At 60.8% G+C, this 15,204-nt stretch carries 14 protein-coding genes; 9 read left to right on the top strand and 5 right to left on the bottom strand.

Annotated features, from left to right (window positions below; translation table 11 throughout):
- Window positions 1-773 precede the first annotated feature (773 nt).
- Genes xdhA through guaD form a run of 7 tightly spaced genes read left to right on the top strand, consistent with a single transcriptional unit; the run spans window position 774 to window position 10,499 of the window.
- Window positions 774-2,237 (top strand): xanthine dehydrogenase small subunit, encoded by a 1,464-nt coding sequence (gene xdhA, locus HNQ50_RS10060; RefSeq protein ID WP_184100228.1) that lies wholly within the window; start codon window positions 774-776, stop codon window positions 2,235-2,237.
- Complete coding sequence (xdhB, locus tag HNQ50_RS10055; protein WP_184100226.1) at window positions 2,234-4,573, top strand: xanthine dehydrogenase molybdopterin binding subunit; 2,340 nt, start codon at window positions 2,234-2,236, stop codon at window positions 4,571-4,573. The genes xdhA and xdhB overlap by 4 nt, the downstream gene beginning before the upstream one ends.
- The gene (gene xdhC / locus HNQ50_RS10050) at window positions 4,570-5,601 is read left to right on the top strand and encodes a xanthine dehydrogenase accessory protein XdhC (RefSeq protein ID WP_184100224.1); all 1,032 of its coding nucleotides are present in this window, start codon (window positions 4,570-4,572) and stop codon (window positions 5,599-5,601) included. Before xdhB ends, xdhC begins: the two co-directional genes overlap by 4 nt.
- Window positions 5,601-7,139 (top strand): ABC transporter ATP-binding protein, encoded by a 1,539-nt coding sequence (locus tag HNQ50_RS10045; RefSeq protein ID WP_184100222.1) that lies wholly within the window; start codon window positions 5,601-5,603, stop codon window positions 7,137-7,139. The genes xdhC and HNQ50_RS10045 overlap by 1 nt, the downstream gene beginning before the upstream one ends.
- A complete protein-coding gene (locus tag HNQ50_RS10040; RefSeq protein WP_184100220.1) occupies window positions 7,126-8,199 on the top strand; it encodes an ABC transporter permease in 1,074 nt (357 codons plus the stop codon). The genes HNQ50_RS10045 and HNQ50_RS10040 overlap by 14 nt, the downstream gene beginning before the upstream one ends.
- On the top strand, window positions 8,196-9,122 hold the full coding sequence (locus HNQ50_RS10035; protein WP_184100218.1) for an ABC transporter permease: 927 nt from the start codon (window positions 8,196-8,198) through the stop codon (window positions 9,120-9,122). Before HNQ50_RS10040 ends, HNQ50_RS10035 begins: the two co-directional genes overlap by 4 nt.
- A gap of 57 nt (window positions 9,123-9,179) precedes the next feature.
- Entirely contained in the window at window positions 9,180-10,499 is a 1,320-nt protein-coding gene (gene guaD, locus HNQ50_RS10030; protein ID WP_184100216.1) for a guanine deaminase, read from the top strand.
- A gap of 22 nt (window positions 10,500-10,521) precedes the next feature.
- Here the strand turns inward: guaD and HNQ50_RS10025 are convergent, their stop codons facing one another.
- A complete protein-coding gene (locus HNQ50_RS10025) occupies window positions 10,522-11,022 on the bottom strand; it encodes a GFA family protein (RefSeq protein WP_184100214.1) in 501 nt (166 codons plus the stop codon).
- A gap of 159 nt (window positions 11,023-11,181) precedes the next feature.
- Here HNQ50_RS10025 and HNQ50_RS10020 point away from each other — a divergent pair, with 159 nt between their 5' ends.
- Window positions 11,182-11,568 (top strand): MAPEG family protein, encoded by a 387-nt coding sequence (locus HNQ50_RS10020; RefSeq protein ID WP_184100212.1) that lies wholly within the window; start codon window positions 11,182-11,184, stop codon window positions 11,566-11,568.
- Window positions 11,569-11,587: 19 nt separating this feature from the next.
- Here HNQ50_RS10020 and HNQ50_RS10015 read toward each other — a convergent pair whose 3' ends face one another.
- Window positions 11,588-12,775: a urate hydroxylase PuuD gene (locus HNQ50_RS10015; protein ID WP_184100210.1), complete on the bottom strand. Its 1,188-nt coding sequence runs from the start codon at window positions 12,773-12,775 to the stop codon at window positions 11,588-11,590.
- Window positions 12,776-12,781: 6 nt separating this feature from the next.
- The gene (gene uraH, locus HNQ50_RS10010) at window positions 12,782-13,135 is read right to left on the bottom strand and encodes a hydroxyisourate hydrolase (protein WP_184100208.1); all 354 of its coding nucleotides are present in this window, start codon (window positions 13,133-13,135) and stop codon (window positions 12,782-12,784) included.
- Window positions 13,136-13,348: 213 nt separating this feature from the next.
- Here uraH and uraD point away from each other — a divergent pair, with 213 nt between their 5' ends.
- Complete coding sequence (uraD, locus tag HNQ50_RS10005) at window positions 13,349-13,873, top strand: 2-oxo-4-hydroxy-4-carboxy-5-ureidoimidazoline decarboxylase (RefSeq protein ID WP_184100198.1); 525 nt, start codon at window positions 13,349-13,351, stop codon at window positions 13,871-13,873.
- Here uraD and HNQ50_RS10000 read toward each other — a convergent pair.
- Together HNQ50_RS10000 and HNQ50_RS21925 are read right to left on the bottom strand one after the other, a co-directional pair.
- Complete coding sequence (locus tag HNQ50_RS10000) at window positions 13,870-14,841, bottom strand: LysR substrate-binding domain-containing protein (protein ID WP_184100195.1); 972 nt, start codon at window positions 14,839-14,841, stop codon at window positions 13,870-13,872. The two genes, uraD and HNQ50_RS10000, sit on opposite strands and share 4 nt — an antisense overlap.
- 88 nt (window positions 14,842-14,929) lie before the next feature.
- Window positions 14,930-15,204 (bottom strand): hypothetical protein (locus HNQ50_RS21925; protein ID WP_221303128.1); only part of this gene is annotated, 275 nt, incomplete at its 5' end.

Here is a 15,204-nt window from a genome sequence, read left to right as displayed (position 1 = left end):
ATGTAGCAATCTGCTGCGGTGGCACCTATGGGGCGGGCGTTATGAGGGGTATGTGAGTTGACTGGGATGCGTGTCGGCCAGGCTCCTCTGACTCGTCATTCCCCTCGGCGGGGCCCCGCGAAGGCGGGAATCCAGTGGGGTCGCTGCAGGGGACCTTTATTGGCAAGAAACCCACTATGTAGCCCGGATGGAGGCTGTCAGGCCGGGAATCCGGGGTGGCGGACCTGGTTCATTTTGTTGTTGGGTTTTTGTTCAGATGGCGAGTGAACATGTAGGGTGGATTCGGAGCGGTAGCGACAATCCACCTTTGTGATGGCTGCATGTTAGCGCCTTGCGGCGCGGTGTTTTACATACCGGCGGTGGCCGGAGCACCCTACTTTCTTTGCTTCGCCACCTCGGCGGCCCCAAAGAAAGTAGGCAAAGAAAGGCGACCCCAGCCGGGCGGCCCTCCGGGCTTCCCTCGGTTGGTCGGGAGCCTGAGGTCTCCCTCCACGCCCTCGGCGCTGGGCTTTAATGGGGGAGAAGGTCAAAAACAACTACAACACCAACACCAACCCCAACACATCCCGCTAACTCGTCATTCCGGCCTTGAGCCGGAATCCAGCCTGGCCACCGGCGGAGGCCTTTCGGTCGCGCTGCTGCTGTCCTGGCCATAACGCCGCCATACATCCCCATAACCGAATAACGGTTATACGCCGTGCCAGGGCGGTCATTGCGTTGTGAAGTGTTAGATTGAAATCATCCAGTCCCAATGACAGGCAGGCTTGTTTGCCATGAGTACACGTCCCATCCAGTTCTGGTATCGCGGCCAGATTCACAAGGTGGATCACGTGCCGCCCACGCGCACGGTGCTGCAGCATCTGCGGGAGGACAGGCACTGCACTGGCAGCAAGGAAGGGTGCGCGGAAGGAGATTGCGGCGCGTGCACCGTGGTGCTGGGCGAACAGGTGGATGGCGAGTTGCGCTTGCGGGCGGTGAACAGTTGTATCCAGTTCCTGCCCACGCTGGATGGCAAGGCGCTGTTCACGGTAGAAGACGTGGGCACGCCGGCCCATATGCATCCGGTACAGCAAGCCATGGTGGAGTGCCACGGATCGCAGTGCGGGTTCTGTACGCCGGGGTTTGTGATGAGCTTGTGGGCCATGTACCAGACCGCGTCGACTTGTCCCGGGCGGGAGGCGGTGACGGATGCGATCTCCGGCAATTTATGCCGTTGCACCGGCTATCGGCCCATTCTGGATGCCGCCAAAATGGCGTATGAACTCCCGCGCAAGGTGCTCGATGGTGCACCGGTACTGGCGGCGCTCACCAGACTGGCACTGTTGCCGCCGTTACATTATCAGGCGCACGGGCATCACTTTTTTGCCCCGCGCCGTTTAAGCGAACTATTGCTGATCCGGGCAGAGCACCCGGATGCGCGCCTGCTGGCGGGGTCCACCGATGTGGGTTTGTGGGTCACCAAGCAATTGCGTGAGTTGGGCGATGTGATCTATCTGGGACAGATCGCTGAACTCAAACGGATTGAGACGGCGGAAAACGGCCTGGAGATCGGGGCCGGGGTGGCGCTGGCGGATGCGTTTGCGGCGCTGATCCAGCAAGACCCGCAATGGCTGGAACTGGCCCGCCGGTTTGCGTCCGTGCCGGTACGCAATGCCAGTACGCTGGGCGGCAATATCGTCAATGGTTCTCCCATTGGCGACAGCATGCCGGCGTTGATGGTGCTGGGTGCGCGGCTGGTTTTGTGGGGTGGGGACTATCGGCGTGAGTTGCCGCTGGAAGCGTTCTATCTGGGCTATCAGCAGAATGCGCTGGAACCTGGCGAGATTCTGGAAAAAATCTGTGTGCCGGAGCCGCCGGCGCAGGGACGCTTGTTCCGCACGTGGAAAGTTTCTCGCCGCTACGAGCAGGACATCTCGGCGGTGTGCGGTGCATTCATGCTGCACGTGGATCGGGACGGCGTCATCCGCGACGCGCGCATTGCCTTTGGCGGGATGGCGGCCACACCCAAACGCGCGCCCAATGCCGAAATGGCCCTGATTGGCCAGCGCTGGACCGCGCAAACCGCCCGCGCTGCGGCAGACGCGTTGACCGAAGACTACCAGCCGCTCTCTGACTTGCGTGCCAGTGCGGACTACCGCATGACGGTGGCCGCCAATCTCCTGCAGCGATTCTGGCTGGAAACCGGTACGGGCACCGGCTTGACCCGTATCGGGCAGATTCATGAGGTTAGCGCATGAATATCCAGCGCGATCCTGGCCCGCAACTGGGCACGCAGCACAGCGTGGGTAAAGCCTTGCCACATGAAAGCGCCACCTTGCACGTGACCGGCACGGCGGCGTATACGGACGACTTGCCGGAGCTCACCGGCACTTTGCACGGCGCGCTGGGCCTGGCGAGCATTGCCCACGGCCGCGTGGTGCGGATGGAGCTGGATGCCGTGCGCGCCTATCCCGGTGTGATCGCCGTGATCATGGCCAGTGATATCCCGGGCGCCAACAACTGCGGCGTGGTGATCCATGACGAGCCCATCCTGGCGGATCACGATATCCAGTTTTACGGTCAGCCCCTGTTCGCCGTGGCCGCACGCAGCCATGACGCCGCCCGCCGCGCGGCACGCCTGGCAAAGATTGAATACGAATCCCTGCCGGCCATTCTGGAAATGGATGAAGCCATTGCCGCGCAATCCTGGGTATTGCCGCCGGCGGACATGAAGCGGGGTGATGCGGTGGCAGCATTGGCCAGCGCGCCCCGGCGGCTCAGTGGTTTTGCCAAAGTGGGGGGCCAGGAACACTTTTACCTGGAAGGGCAGGTGGCATTTGCCGTCCCCCGGCCGGATGACAGCATGCACGTGTACTGCTCCACGCAACACCCCACTGAAATGCAGCATCTGGTGGCGCAGGCGCTGGGCTGGCGTTCCCATCAGGTCAGTGTGGAATGCCGCCGTCTGGGCGGCGGTTTTGGCGGCAAAGAATCCCAATCCGGTCAGTGGGCCTGTCTGGCCGCATTGCTGGCCTGGCAGACGGGGCACCCGGTCAAGTTGCGGCTGGATCGGGATGACGACATGACCGCCACCGGCAAACGCCACCCGTTTCAATGCCATTGGGAGGCGGGATTTGATGACACCGGCTTGCTGCATGGCTTGAAGCTTGAACTGGCGTCCAATTGCGGCTTCTCTGCCGACTTGTCCGGCCCGGTTAATGACCGTGCCTTGTGCCATCTGGATAACGCTTACTACCTGGATGCGGTGGCAATCCGCAGTTTGCGTTGCAAGACCAACACGGTTTCGGCCACCGCGTTCAGGGGTTTTGGCGGGCCGCAAGGCATGTTCATGATTGAAAGCATCATGGATGAGGTCGCGCGCCATCTGGGGCTGGACCCGCTCAGCGTGCGCCTGCGTAACTTGTACGGCGCCGGCGCGCGTGGCGTGACGCATTACGGCATGCAGGTGGAAGACAACATCCTGCCGCAACTGTTGGAACAACTGGTCGAGTCCTCCGCTTATCACGCACGCCGTAAGGCGATCGCCACCTTCAACGCCAACAATGCCGTGATCAAGCGGGGGCTGGCACTCACGCCGGTGAAGTTTGGTATCTCGTTCAATGCCACCTTGTTCAATCAGGCGGGCGCGGTGGTCATGGTCTACGCCGATGGCACGGTGCTGGTGACCCACGGCGGCACGGAAATGGGCCAGGGCTTGTACACCAAAATCCGCCAGATTGTGGCGGAGGTGTTTGGCCTGCCGGTGACCGACATCCGCTTTACCTCTACCGATACCTCCCGCGTGCCCAATACCTCGGCCACGGCGGCCTCCAGTGGTGCTGATATTAACGGCCAGGCGGTGCATGCCGCTGCCATGACCGTGCGCGGCCGGCTGGCAGAACTGGCGGCACAGATTGCCCACTGCCAGCCCGACGACGTGATCTTTGCCGATGGCCGTGTTTACGCGCCGGATTTTTCTGAAGACTTTGCCGATCTCACCCGCCGGGCCTATGCCGCACGCGTGCAGTTATGGAGCGATGGTTACTACCGCACGCCCAAAATCCATTGGGACCCGGCCACCCGCACTGGCCGCCCGTTCTTTTACTTTGCCTACGGTGCGGCGGTGAGCGAAGTCGCCATTGATACGCTGACCGGCGAAATGAAACTGCTGCGTGCAGACATATTGCATGACGTCGGCCGCTCCATTAACCCGGCGCTGGATACCGGCCAGATTGAAGGCGGGTTTATCCAGGGCATGGGCTGGCTGACCTCAGAAGAACTGTGCTGGCAGCAACACGGTGCGCATCGTGGCCGCCTGAACACGCACGCGCCCTCCACCTACAAGATCCCGACGGGTTTTGATGTGCCGGACATCTTCAACGTGGCGCTGTTTGAGGGCGAGAATCTCGAAGAGTCCATCTACCGCTCCAAAGCCGTGGGCGAGCCACCGCTGATGCTGGCGCTGTCGGTATTCTTTGCCGTGCGTGATGCCGTGGCTGCGGCCTGTGGGCCCAACAGCCGGCCACCGCTGACCGCACCGGCCACGCCGGAAGCCATCTTGCGCGCTATCGCCGCCGGGCAGGAGCGCGCATGAGCCACTGGATGCAGCAACTGGCGCAACGCCTGGCACTCGGGGCCGATCAGGTGCTGGTGACCGTGGCGCGGGCTGACGGCTCCACCCCGCGCGATGCCGGTACGGTCATGCTGGTCAGCGCCACAGATACCCTCGATACCATTGGTGGCGGGCATCTGGAATGGGAAGCCATCACCATGGCACGCGTGCTGCTGGCCGGTGGCCCGCCGCAGGCTCTGCTGCGTTTCAATCTGGGCGCCAAACTGGGCCAGTGTTGTGGCGGCGTAGTCTGGCTGGTGCTTGAACGCGTCAGTGATGCCGCTGCCTGGCAACAGCGGGCGCTGGCGCTGCGGGAAGGCCATCTGGTACGCCGGCAGTTGACCAGTGCGGGTCATGGCTCAACCTGGCACACCACGCCAGCCACCGACCAGGCGGCCAGTACACAACTGGATGGTGATCTGAAAACATGGACGCTGACCCAAACCTGGCTCCCGCACCCGTTCACCGTGGTGTTGTTCGGTGCCGGCCATGTCGGTGCCGCGCTGGTCCACGTGCTGGCGCCGCTGGGGGTCAAACTGGTCTGGGTGGATGAGCGCGAAGACCTGTTCGGCGATATGGACGCCTGGCCGGATAACGTGCAATGCATCGCCACCGACGCGCCGGAGTCTGAAATTGCCGCCGCCGCGCCAGGCAGTTGTTTTTTGCTGATGACGCACAATCACGCGCTGGATTTCGAACTCTGCCAGGCCGTGTTCAAGCGGGATGATTTTGATTATTTCGGCATGATTGGCTCGCACAGCAAACGTGCCACCTTTGAACACCGCTTGCGGGATCGGGGCGTGCCGGTTACCCGCTTTAAAGAGTTGATCTGCCCGATTGGCGTGCCGGGCATTACCGCCAAAGAACCTGCCGCCATTGCCATTGCCGTGGCCGCGCAACTGTTGCAAGTGCGGGAACGCCAGCAGGTGCTGGGCCGGCGGCTGGCGCATTCCTCTAACGATCACACCCTGGCAGACCTGCCCCCCAACCGTTCTTCGGAGCAAGTTTGATGGCCGAACGTTTGCAGTTGTCCGGCATCACCAAGCGTTACCCCGGCGTCATTGCCAATGATGGCGTGGACCTGACGGTGGCACCCGGAGAAATCCACGCCGTGCTCGGCGAAAACGGTGCAGGTAAAAGCACTTTGATGAAGATCATCTACGGCGCCGTACAGCCCGATGAAGGCCAGATGTTATGGAACGGCAAGCAGGTGCATATCGACAGCCCGCATGCCGCGCGCCGGCTGGGTATCGGCATGGTGTTCCAGCATTTCTCGCTGTTTGAAACACTGACGGTGGCAGAGAACATTGCGCTGGTGCTGGAAGAGAAATTTGATCTGGCTACACTCTCGGCCCGCGTGCGGGAAGTCTCGGAACGCTATGGCCTGCCGATTGATCCGCAGCGGCGAGTGCATGGTTTGTCGGTGGGGGAGCGCCAGCGGGTAGAGATCGTGCGCTGCCTGTTACAGAACCCGCAATTGCTGATTCTGGATGAGCCTACCTCCGTGCTCACCCCGCAGGCCGTACTGAAACTGTTTGAGACCCTGAAACGGCTGGCGGCAGAGGGGGTATCGATCCTCTACATCAGCCACAAGCTGCATGAAATCCAGACCCTGTGCGATGCCGCGACGGTGATGCGCGGCGGCAAGGTGACGGGCATCGCCACACCGCGTGAGGAAACACCGTCCAGCCTGGCGCGCATGATGATCGGCCGCGAGTTGCCCGTATGCGTGATGCCGCCTTATACCGGGGAGCAACGTGTGGTGCTGGCGCTGGAACAGTTGAGTGCCAGCACGGATGACCCGTTTGGTACGGCGCTGGCGCAGATCGACCTGCAGGTGCATGCCGGAGAAATCGTTGGCATTGCCGGTATTTCCGGGAATGGTCAGGCAGAACTGTTGGCCGCGCTCTCCGGAGAAAACCCGGTGGCAGCCCCTATGATCAAGCTGGAAAACCAGCCCATTGGCCACTGGCAGGCAGGCCAGCGGCGGGATGCCGGTGTGTGTTTTGTGCCGGAAGAACGGCTGGGCCGGGGTGCCGTGCCGGCCATGTCGCTGACGCAAAACGCCGTGCTGACCGCGCACCGGCAATCCTTCAAACGCCATGGTTTGCTCAACTTTGCCAAAGCGCGCGACTTTGCCCTGCGTTGCATTGAACGTTTTGACGTGCGCTGCCCTGGTCCGCAAGCGGCAGCGCGCTCGCTCTCGGGTGGCAATCTGCAGAAATTCATCGTTGGACGGGAGATCATGCAAAACCCGCGCGTGATGATGGTGGCGCAACCCACCTGGGGCGTGGATGTGGGCGCAGCGGCGTTCTTGCGCCAAACCTTGATTGATCTGTCCCGCCAGGGCGTGGCGGTCCTGGTGGTGTCGGAAGAACTCGATGAACTGTTTGAAATCTGTGACCGCATTGCCGTGCTGGCACAGGGGCGGCTATCGCCGGCCTTGATCAAGACGCAGACCAGCGCGCAAACCATTGGCCTGCAGATGTCCGGGCTTGGCGCATCGCCCCAACCCGCAGCAGAGGATAGCGCCCATGCATTTGCTTGAGCCGCGCCCCCAGCCTTCGCGCAAGATGCGCTGGCTGGCGCCTGTGTATGCCATCGGCCTGACCTTGATCAGCGGGGCCTTGCTGTTTACGGCGCTCCATAAAAATCCGTTTCATGCGCTCTATATGTTCTTTATCCAGCCGCTGACCACGGGTTACGGCTGGAGTGAATTGCTGGTCAAAGCGTCGCCGCAGATCCTGATTGCGCAGGGGCTGGCGGTGGGTTTCCGGGCGCGGGTGTACAACATTGGCGCAGAAGGCCAGTTGATCGTTGGGGCCATCTTTGGCGGTGGCGTGGCGATCATGACCGATGGCAGTTCAGCCGCCTGGATCTTGCCGGTCATGGTGCTGGCGGGCGCCATTGGCGGCGCGTTATGGGGCGCGCTGGCGGCTTGGCTCAAGACGCAATTCAATGCCGAAGAAACGCTGACCACGCTGATGCTGACCTATATTGCGTCGCTCCTGCTGGCGTGGCTGGTCAACGGCCCATGGCGTGATCCGGCCGGCCAGAATTTCCCGCAATCGATCATGTTTGGGGATGCGGCAAGTTTTCCGGTGCTGCTGGCCGGGAGCCGGGTCAACGCCTCCCTCTTTATCACGCTGGCCGTGGTGGCGCTGTTTCAGTTGCTGATCAGCAAAAGCTTCCTCGCCTACCAGATAGAGGTGGCTGGCCAGGCGCCGGCCGCCGCACGCTACGCCGGGTTCTCGCAAAAAAAGGCGATCTGGCTGGGCCTGTGTCTGTCCGGGCTGACCGCCGGGCTGGCAGGCGTGGGCGAGGTAGCCGGGCCGGTCGGGCAACTGAATCTGAATATCTCTCCGGGCTACGGGTTCTCCGCCATCATCGTGGCCTGGCTGGGGCGCTTGCACCCGCTGGGTATGGTGTTGTCAGGCTTGTTGATGGCGCTGATCTATCTGGGCGGCGAGGCGGCGCAGGTATCTTTGCAATTACCCGCCGCCATGACCGGCCTGTTTCAGGGCATGTTGCTGTTTTTTCTGCTGGCCGCCGATGCCTTTATCAATAACCGTTTTCGCCGCCGGAAACCGGCCACGAGGTTCGCATGACTGTTGCGCAGTTGATCCCGGTCTTTGCGGCAGCCATCGGCGCGGCCACCCCGCTCATGCTGGCCGGTCTGGGTGAGCTGGTGGCTGAGCGCACCGGCGTACTGAACCTGGGCGTGGAAGGCATGATGCTGATCGGGGCCATTGCCGGCTTTGCCTGCGCGGTTGATAGCGGCCTGGGGGCGTGGGCCGGCCTGGGCGCGGGCGCGGTGGCAGGCGCCCTGGCGTCTTTGTTGTTTGCGGTGCCGGCATTGTCGCTGGCGGCCAACCAGCCTGCCTGTGGTCTGGCGCTGACGATTTTTGGTGTGGGTTTTTCCGCATTTGTGGGGCAGGGCTATGTCAGTGACAGCCTGCCGGGCATGCAGCCTTGGGCGGTGCCATGGCTTTCTGCCCTGCCCGGTGCTGGCCCTGTCTTGTTCCGGCAAGCCCCGGTGGTCTATGCCGCCTTGCTGCTGTTTGGCGCAGTGTGGTGGGTGCTGGCCCGTACCCGCACCGGCCTGATTTTGCGCGCCGTGGGGGAATCACCCGAGAGTGCCCATGCCATTGGTTATCCGGTGCTGTTGATCCGTTATGGCGCGGTGATGTTCGGCGGGGCCATGGCCGGGCTGGGTGGTGCGTATCTCTCGACGGTTTACACCCCTTTGTGGGCGCAGAACATGACCGCGGGCCGCGGCTGGATTGCCATTGCGCTGGTGGTGTTTGCCAGCTGGAAACCAGGTCGCTTGTTGATTGGTGCATTTCTGTTTGGCGGCGTCACCATTTTGCAATTTCACGCCCAGACGCTGGGATGGACAGTGCCGGTGCAGTTGTTGGCGGCCTTGCCTTACCTGGCGACCGTGGTGGTGCTGGTAGTGATTTCGCGGGACAAGCGCTTGTTGCAACTGAATTTGCCGGCATCATTGGGGAAAGGGTTTTTGCCGGATTAAACCGGCCCTGCGCAAAGGTGCAAACCACCTGCCATCATTCCCATCTAAAATACCCACATGAAATCCTCTGACGCCCCATCCCACTTCATCATCCGCGGCAGCATCCTGCATTTTCTGCAAGACCCTGCCCAATATGCGGATGCCGAATCCTTCCAGTACCTGGAAGATGGATATCTGTGGCTGGCCGATGGCAGGGTGCAAGCCACCGGCAGTTGGCAACAACTGGGTGATATTCCGGCCAGTGTGCGGGACGTCGCCCAGTGGGCCGACCACAGCGGTTACCTGATCCTGCCGGGCCTTATCGACACGCATATGCATTACGTCCAGGCCGGCATGATTGGCTCGTTTGGTTGCCGCCTGCTGGACTGGCTCAACGACTATACCTTTCCCGCAGAAGCTGCTTTTGCCGATCCGGACGTGGCACGGGTCACCGCAAAGTTTGTGATCGATCGCCTGCTGGCGCATGGCACCACCACCGCGTCGGTGTTCGGCAGCGTGCACCCCCAATCGGTCGATGCCTTCATGGCAGAAGCCGATCGCCGTGGCCTGCGCATGCTCTGCGGCAAAGCCATGATGGACAGATACTGCCCGCCAGAAGTTCGGGACACTGCCGAACAGTCCGGCCAGCAAAGCGCAGACCTGATCAGCCGCTGGCACGGCAAAGGGCGCTTGCGTTACACGATCACGCCGCGCTTCGCGCCGACATCCACGCCAGAACAATTGACCATTGCGGGTGAGTTGTATCGTTCAAGACCAGACCTGCATGTGCAATCACACCTGGCAGAGAACGACAAAGAAGTCGCCTGGGTGGCGGAACTGTTCCCGCAACAGCAAGATTATCTGGGCGTATACGAACACTTTGGCTTGACCGGCCCGCGGACCATTTATGGCCATTGCATCCACCTGACCGCGCGGGAGCAAGCTGCCATGGCTGCCAGCGGGACCGCTGCCGCTTTTTGCCCCACTTCCAATCTGTTTCTGGGCAGCGGTTTGTTCGATTACCACGGCACGACGGCGGCAGGAGTGCGGGTTGGCCTGGCGACCGATGTCGGCGGTGGCACGTCGCTGAACATGATCCGCACCCTGGCGGAGGCCTACAAAGTCTCGCAAGCACGGCATCAGCCGTTGTCCCCTTTGCGCGGCTGGTATCTGGCCACGCTGGGCGGCGCGCGGGCGCTTTATCTGGATGAGTTCATCGGCAATTTTGCGCCAGGGCGGGAAGGGGACTTCATCGTCCTCAAGCTGGACGCCACGCCAGAACTGGGGTTTCGCATGGCACGCACACGGACGCTGGCCGAGCGTCTGTTTGCACTGACCACCCTGGGAGATGAACGCTGTGTTGCCGCGACCTACATCATGGGGCAGCGGGTCCTGTAAACGGCCCCGCAGGATGTGAGCGCTAGTCTGCAGGGGGTGACACGCCACCCACGCGCTCATGAAATTCGGCAATGGATTCGCGGGAATAGCGCATATAGCGCTGATCTTGCGGCTGAAAATCCACCACCACCCAGTCCGGCTTGAATTCCAGCATCATATGCACGGTTTCCGGTGTTTGCGGCAACGGTGTATCCATGGCGGAAGCAAACGGGTGGATCAAATCAGGCCATTCGGCATCGTAAACCCAGAGCGCCGTGCCGCACTCGCCGCAAAAATGCCGTTCTGCGCTACTGATGTGCGCGCGGGCGTCTTCGGGATTGCGGACTTTCGCGTGGTACATGCGGATATGTTCGCGCCCGCTGACCTTGAGCGTATCGGCCAGCGCTCCCAGGTTAATGGCATAGCCGCCACCGCCCTGGGTTTTGCGGCAAATACTGCAATAACAGCGCTGATAGGGCAGCGGGTGAGGGCACTCGACGCTGAAACTCACTGCGCCGCATTGGCAGGAACCTTCTAGCAACATGACGATGTCCTTTTCTATCCTTTACCGGAGGTGGCCAGGGCCACCTGGCTACAGTATGGCGCCTGGGTTGCCGCGCCATGGTCAGGCGCAGTGCCCATCGGTCTGGCAGATTGATCTGACGGCTGTTTATCTACAAAAGATCCAACAAAAGGAATGCAAATGAATCTGGAGTTGCACTGGCTGGTCTGGAGCATTGTGCTGGGGCTGGTGTATGTCATGGCCTACGCGCTGGTGATTTCGCAAACCAAAGGGCCCGCCTGGACGGCCGGCCCGCGCGATGAAGGACAGCCCCAACAGGGGCTGGCTGGCCGGCTGGCGCGGGCGCAGCGCAATTATATGGAAACCTGGCCTTTCTTTGCGGCGGCAGTCTTGCTGGCCCATGTGCTGGCGCGGGAGTCCACCCAGACCGCGCTGGGGTGTGCTTTGTATTTCTGGGCCCGTGTGGCCTATCTGCCACTGTATGCGTTTGGTGTGCGCTGGGTGCGCTCGCTGGTGTGGGTGGTGTCGATGATCGGGCTTTTAATGGTGCTGATCGCCCTGTTCTGAGCTCCGCCGAGCGCTGCGTTTATTTGGCGCCATCCTTGAACCACTGGCTGATCTGACCGCGCTCGGCCTCGGTCATGCCGGTCAGATTGCCCAAGGGCATGGCCTTGAGTTGTACGACCTGCTGATAAATTTTTGGTGCGTTGAGGCGCACGGCGTCGTCCTGATCAAACTTGATGCCGTTGGGAGCGGTCGGCATTTTGGTTGGTTTTTCTGAATGACACGCAAGGCAGCGTGTATCAATGATCGGGCGGATATCGGCCAGGGTAGTCAAACGCGGCGCGCTCACCACCGGCTGGGCTTGCGGGGCATGGGTAACCAGGACGGTCACCAGCAAGGCCAGCCCGGCAGCCGGGTATTGCCACTTATATATACCTTTGTGGCGCAGGTTGAAAAAATGGCGGGTGAGTGCAGCAGCCAGCAACAGTGTCGCCAGGGTCAGCGCTGCTTGTGGGCCGCTATAGATAAACGGGTAGTGGTTGCTCAGCATGCAAAAGATAACCGGCAGCACCAGATAATTGTTGTGCGCGCTGCGCTGTTTGCCACGCTTGCCATGAATCGGCTCCGGCGTTTGCCCGGTGCGCAGGGCGGCCACCATTTTCTTCTGTCCGGGAATAATCCAGAAAAACACATTGGCGCTCATGGTCGTGGCAATCATGGCCCCGACGTGCAAAAACGCCGCGCGGCCAGAGAGCAAATGGCACAGCACAAACCCCACCATCACCACAAATCCGTAATAGATCGCCCCAAACAGCAACTGGCTGTGGTTGAACAACAAGCGGCATAAGCCGTCATACACCAGCCAGCCAATGACCAGCGTGGCGATCCCAGTCATGACGGCCACGCCCGGTTGCTGGATCGCACTGCCGGCATCGATCATATAAACGCCAGCCTGGGAGTAGTACAGCGCGCCCATCAAGAAAAAGCCGGAAAGCCACGTCGAATAAGACTCCCATTTGAACCAGTGCAGCTCATGGGGCAGTGTGGGCGGGGCCAACAGATACTTTTGCGGATTGTAGAAACCGCCACCATGCACGGCCCACAACTCGCCGCCCACGCCTTTTTCGATCAAGGCCGCGTCAACCGGGGGCTTCAGACTGTTATCCAGCCAGATAAAATAAAAAGAAGACCCAACCCAGGCAATGGCAAAGATGACGTGCATCCAGCGCAGCAGCAGTGAGGCGCACTCAATCAGGTAGCCGGAATCCATCTGTGCCTAGCTCCCGCGGTAAGTGGAGTAACTCCACGGCGAGACCAGCAACGGCACGTGATAGCCCTCGTCTGGATTGGCAATGCCAAAGCGCAGGATGACCACATCCAGAAAAGGCGGGTCTGGCAGCACAATATGCTGCTGTCTGAAGTAGGCGGCGACGTCAAACTGCAGCTCATACACGCCAGCCGTGAAAAGATCGCCACTGAGCAAGGGCTGATCCAGCCGGCCATCCGCATTGGTGTGGCCTTCAAAGGCACTTTGCGCACCGCCGGGCGTCATGCGCAACAAACGCAAACGCATACCACCCGCAGGCCGGCCATGCGCGGTATCCAGAACATGAACAGAAAGCTTGCCCATAGGCCTGCCAGGGTGCGAGGGGGATATCTCGATTATAGAAGCGGCGCTGCCAGGTGCGAGACAGAGGGCGGCGCATAACGACTATGCCACCCGCCAGATAGCCACAAGGTCATATGCAGGGCCGCAAGTACTCTATAAAAGCGCTCGCCTTGTTGATGCGGCCAGGCATCTTTTACAGTTTAGACAAGACCTTGTTATTGAACCGGAGCTCCGATGCCCATCGTCTACACGCTTGCCGGCTTGTCCGGCCTGTCACAGCCAGACTTTGTCGCTGCGCTGGGAGACTTGTATGAGCACTCGCCGTGGGTGGCGCAAGGCGCATGGGCTGCCCGTCCCTTTGCCAGTATCGATGACTTGCTGGCCGCGCTCAGTCACACCATGCGCAGCGCCACGCCTGCACAACAACTGGCGCTGATCCGTGCCCACCCGGAACTGGCCGGTCGCGCGGCTGTGCGCGGTGAGCTCACGGCGCACTCCACTTCGGAACAGCATGGTGCCGGGCTGGATCAATGTTCGCCGCAAGAATTCGCGCAAATCCAGCGCCTCAACAGCGCCTGGCAGCACAAATTCGGTTTTCCGTTTGTCATTGCGGTACACGGGCTGGACCGCGCCGCCATCATTGCCCGTATGGAACAACGCATGACGCAGGACTTGCCGGCGGAAAAGGCCGAAGCGCTGGAGCAGATCGATCGCATTGCCGCGCTGCGGCTGACCCGTAAGTTGATGCCGCCAGACTAAGCCGCTGCCGCCAGTTGCCGCGCCCGCGCTTCATGCATGGTTACGCCATAGCTGCGCGCCACCGTGACCACCTGCTCACGGAACCAGCGACACTCATCGCCGTGGTGGCTGCGGTCATGCCACAACATATAGAACTGCATGCGCGGAAATTCGATCGGCGCTTGCGACATCGCCAACGGCATGTGCTCACAGAAATACTCGGCAAACATGCGCGGGCCAGAGAAAATCATCTCGGTCTGCAGTAATAGATAAGGCACCAGATTAAAGTAGGGCACGTAGGCCACTACATTGCGCTTGAGCCGCTCACGCGCCAGATGTAAATCAATCACCCCCCGCTGGCCCACCGCATAGGGGTTCGGCACCAGATGCTCGGCTTCTACATATTCAGCAATGCTGAGTTTGCGGCCGGCCAGTGGGTGGCCCTCCCGCATTAGACAAACGACCTCGTCTTCAAACAAAGGCAGCATGCGCAGATGCTCGGGCGGTTGTGGCCAGTTACCAATCACCGCATCCAGATCACCGTTCTCCAGAGCCCGTACATAATCGTAATCCTGCCCCAGTGAATGAAACGCCACCTGCGACTGCGGCGCCAGCTTGCGCAAGCGGGCCACGATCTGCCCAATCAATGCAGCGTTCAGATAATCCGGCGTTGCAATATTAAAGATGCGACGGGACAAGCCAGGCTCGAAGTTCACCTGTTGCATGGCAATCGTCTCGATCTGCTGCAGAGCGATCTTCACCGGCTCCAGCAAAGCCATACCGCGCTCGGTCGGCGTCATGCCATTGCGGCTGCGGACCAGCAACTGATCGCCCAGCATGTCCCGCAAGCGCCGCAACGCAGTACTCACCGCCGGCTGAGACTGATTAAGCCGGCGTGCTGCGTTAGACACACTGCACTCGGTCAACAGCGCATGCAGCACGCGCAGCAAATGCACATCAATGGATTCCCACGAAGATTGCCCGGCCATGACTGACTCCTTGCCCGTTGGATGACTCCATAAAAGCAAACGCCGTTCCAGCCGATCATTGGACCCGGAGCCGGCTGGTTTCCCAGGTTCATATAGATATATAGCGCCAGGAATGTGCAAGACCGGGCCAAAGCAGTGCAAAGGAGCCGCGTTGGTGCAGAAAACCAGATAAAAGTGGGAAGAAATGCGGCTCAAACCGGCTGCGAAACCTTTTTGTCACAAAAGATTGCTTTGGAAACAGGGGTTTGTTGCGATACAGCAGGAAATATTGCAGGAAGGTGTTGACGGGTCCGGGGATGGTCCGTATAGTTCGGTTTCTCCGCTGCAGACACAACAGCGAAACGGCGAAAACGAAAGAGTTTA

This window comes from Silvimonas terrae (assembly GCF_014202765.1).
GTDB classification, from domain to species: domain Bacteria; phylum Pseudomonadota; class Gammaproteobacteria; order Burkholderiales; family Chitinibacteraceae; genus Silvimonas; species Silvimonas terrae.
The sequence above is the reverse complement of the archived record's forward strand: the minus strand, read 5'-3'. Positions and strand labels throughout refer to the sequence as shown.

Coding starts and splice junctions, on each gene's coding strand:
- HNQ50_RS10040 (WP_184100220.1), top strand. CDS start 7,126: ATGCATTTGCTTGAGCCGCGCCCCCAGCCTTCGCGCAAGATGCGCTGG.
- HNQ50_RS10015 (WP_184100210.1), bottom strand. CDS start 12,775: ATGGATTCCGGCTACCTGATTGAGTGCGCCTCACTGCTGCTGCGCTGG.
- uraD (WP_184100198.1), top strand. CDS start 13,349: ATGCCCATCGTCTACACGCTTGCCGGCTTGTCCGGCCTGTCACAGCCA.
- xdhC (WP_184100224.1), top strand. CDS start 4,570: ATGAGCCACTGGATGCAGCAACTGGCGCAACGCCTGGCACTCGGGGCC.
- xdhB (WP_184100226.1), top strand. CDS start 2,234: ATGAATATCCAGCGCGATCCTGGCCCGCAACTGGGCACGCAGCACAGC.
- guaD (WP_184100216.1), top strand. CDS start 9,180: ATGAAATCCTCTGACGCCCCATCCCACTTCATCATCCGCGGCAGCATC.
- HNQ50_RS10000 (WP_184100195.1), bottom strand. CDS start 14,841: ATGGCCGGGCAATCTTCGTGGGAATCCATTGATGTGCATTTGCTGCGC.
- uraH (WP_184100208.1), bottom strand. CDS start 13,135: ATGGGCAAGCTTTCTGTTCATGTTCTGGATACCGCGCATGGCCGGCCT.
- HNQ50_RS10045 (WP_184100222.1), top strand. CDS start 5,601: ATGGCCGAACGTTTGCAGTTGTCCGGCATCACCAAGCGTTACCCCGGC.
- HNQ50_RS10035 (WP_184100218.1), top strand. CDS start 8,196: ATGACTGTTGCGCAGTTGATCCCGGTCTTTGCGGCAGCCATCGGCGCG.
- xdhA (WP_184100228.1), top strand. CDS start 774: ATGAGTACACGTCCCATCCAGTTCTGGTATCGCGGCCAGATTCACAAG.
- HNQ50_RS10020 (WP_184100212.1), top strand. CDS start 11,182: ATGAATCTGGAGTTGCACTGGCTGGTCTGGAGCATTGTGCTGGGGCTG.
- HNQ50_RS10025 (WP_184100214.1), bottom strand. CDS start 11,022: ATGTTGCTAGAAGGTTCCTGCCAATGCGGCGCAGTGAGTTTCAGCGTC.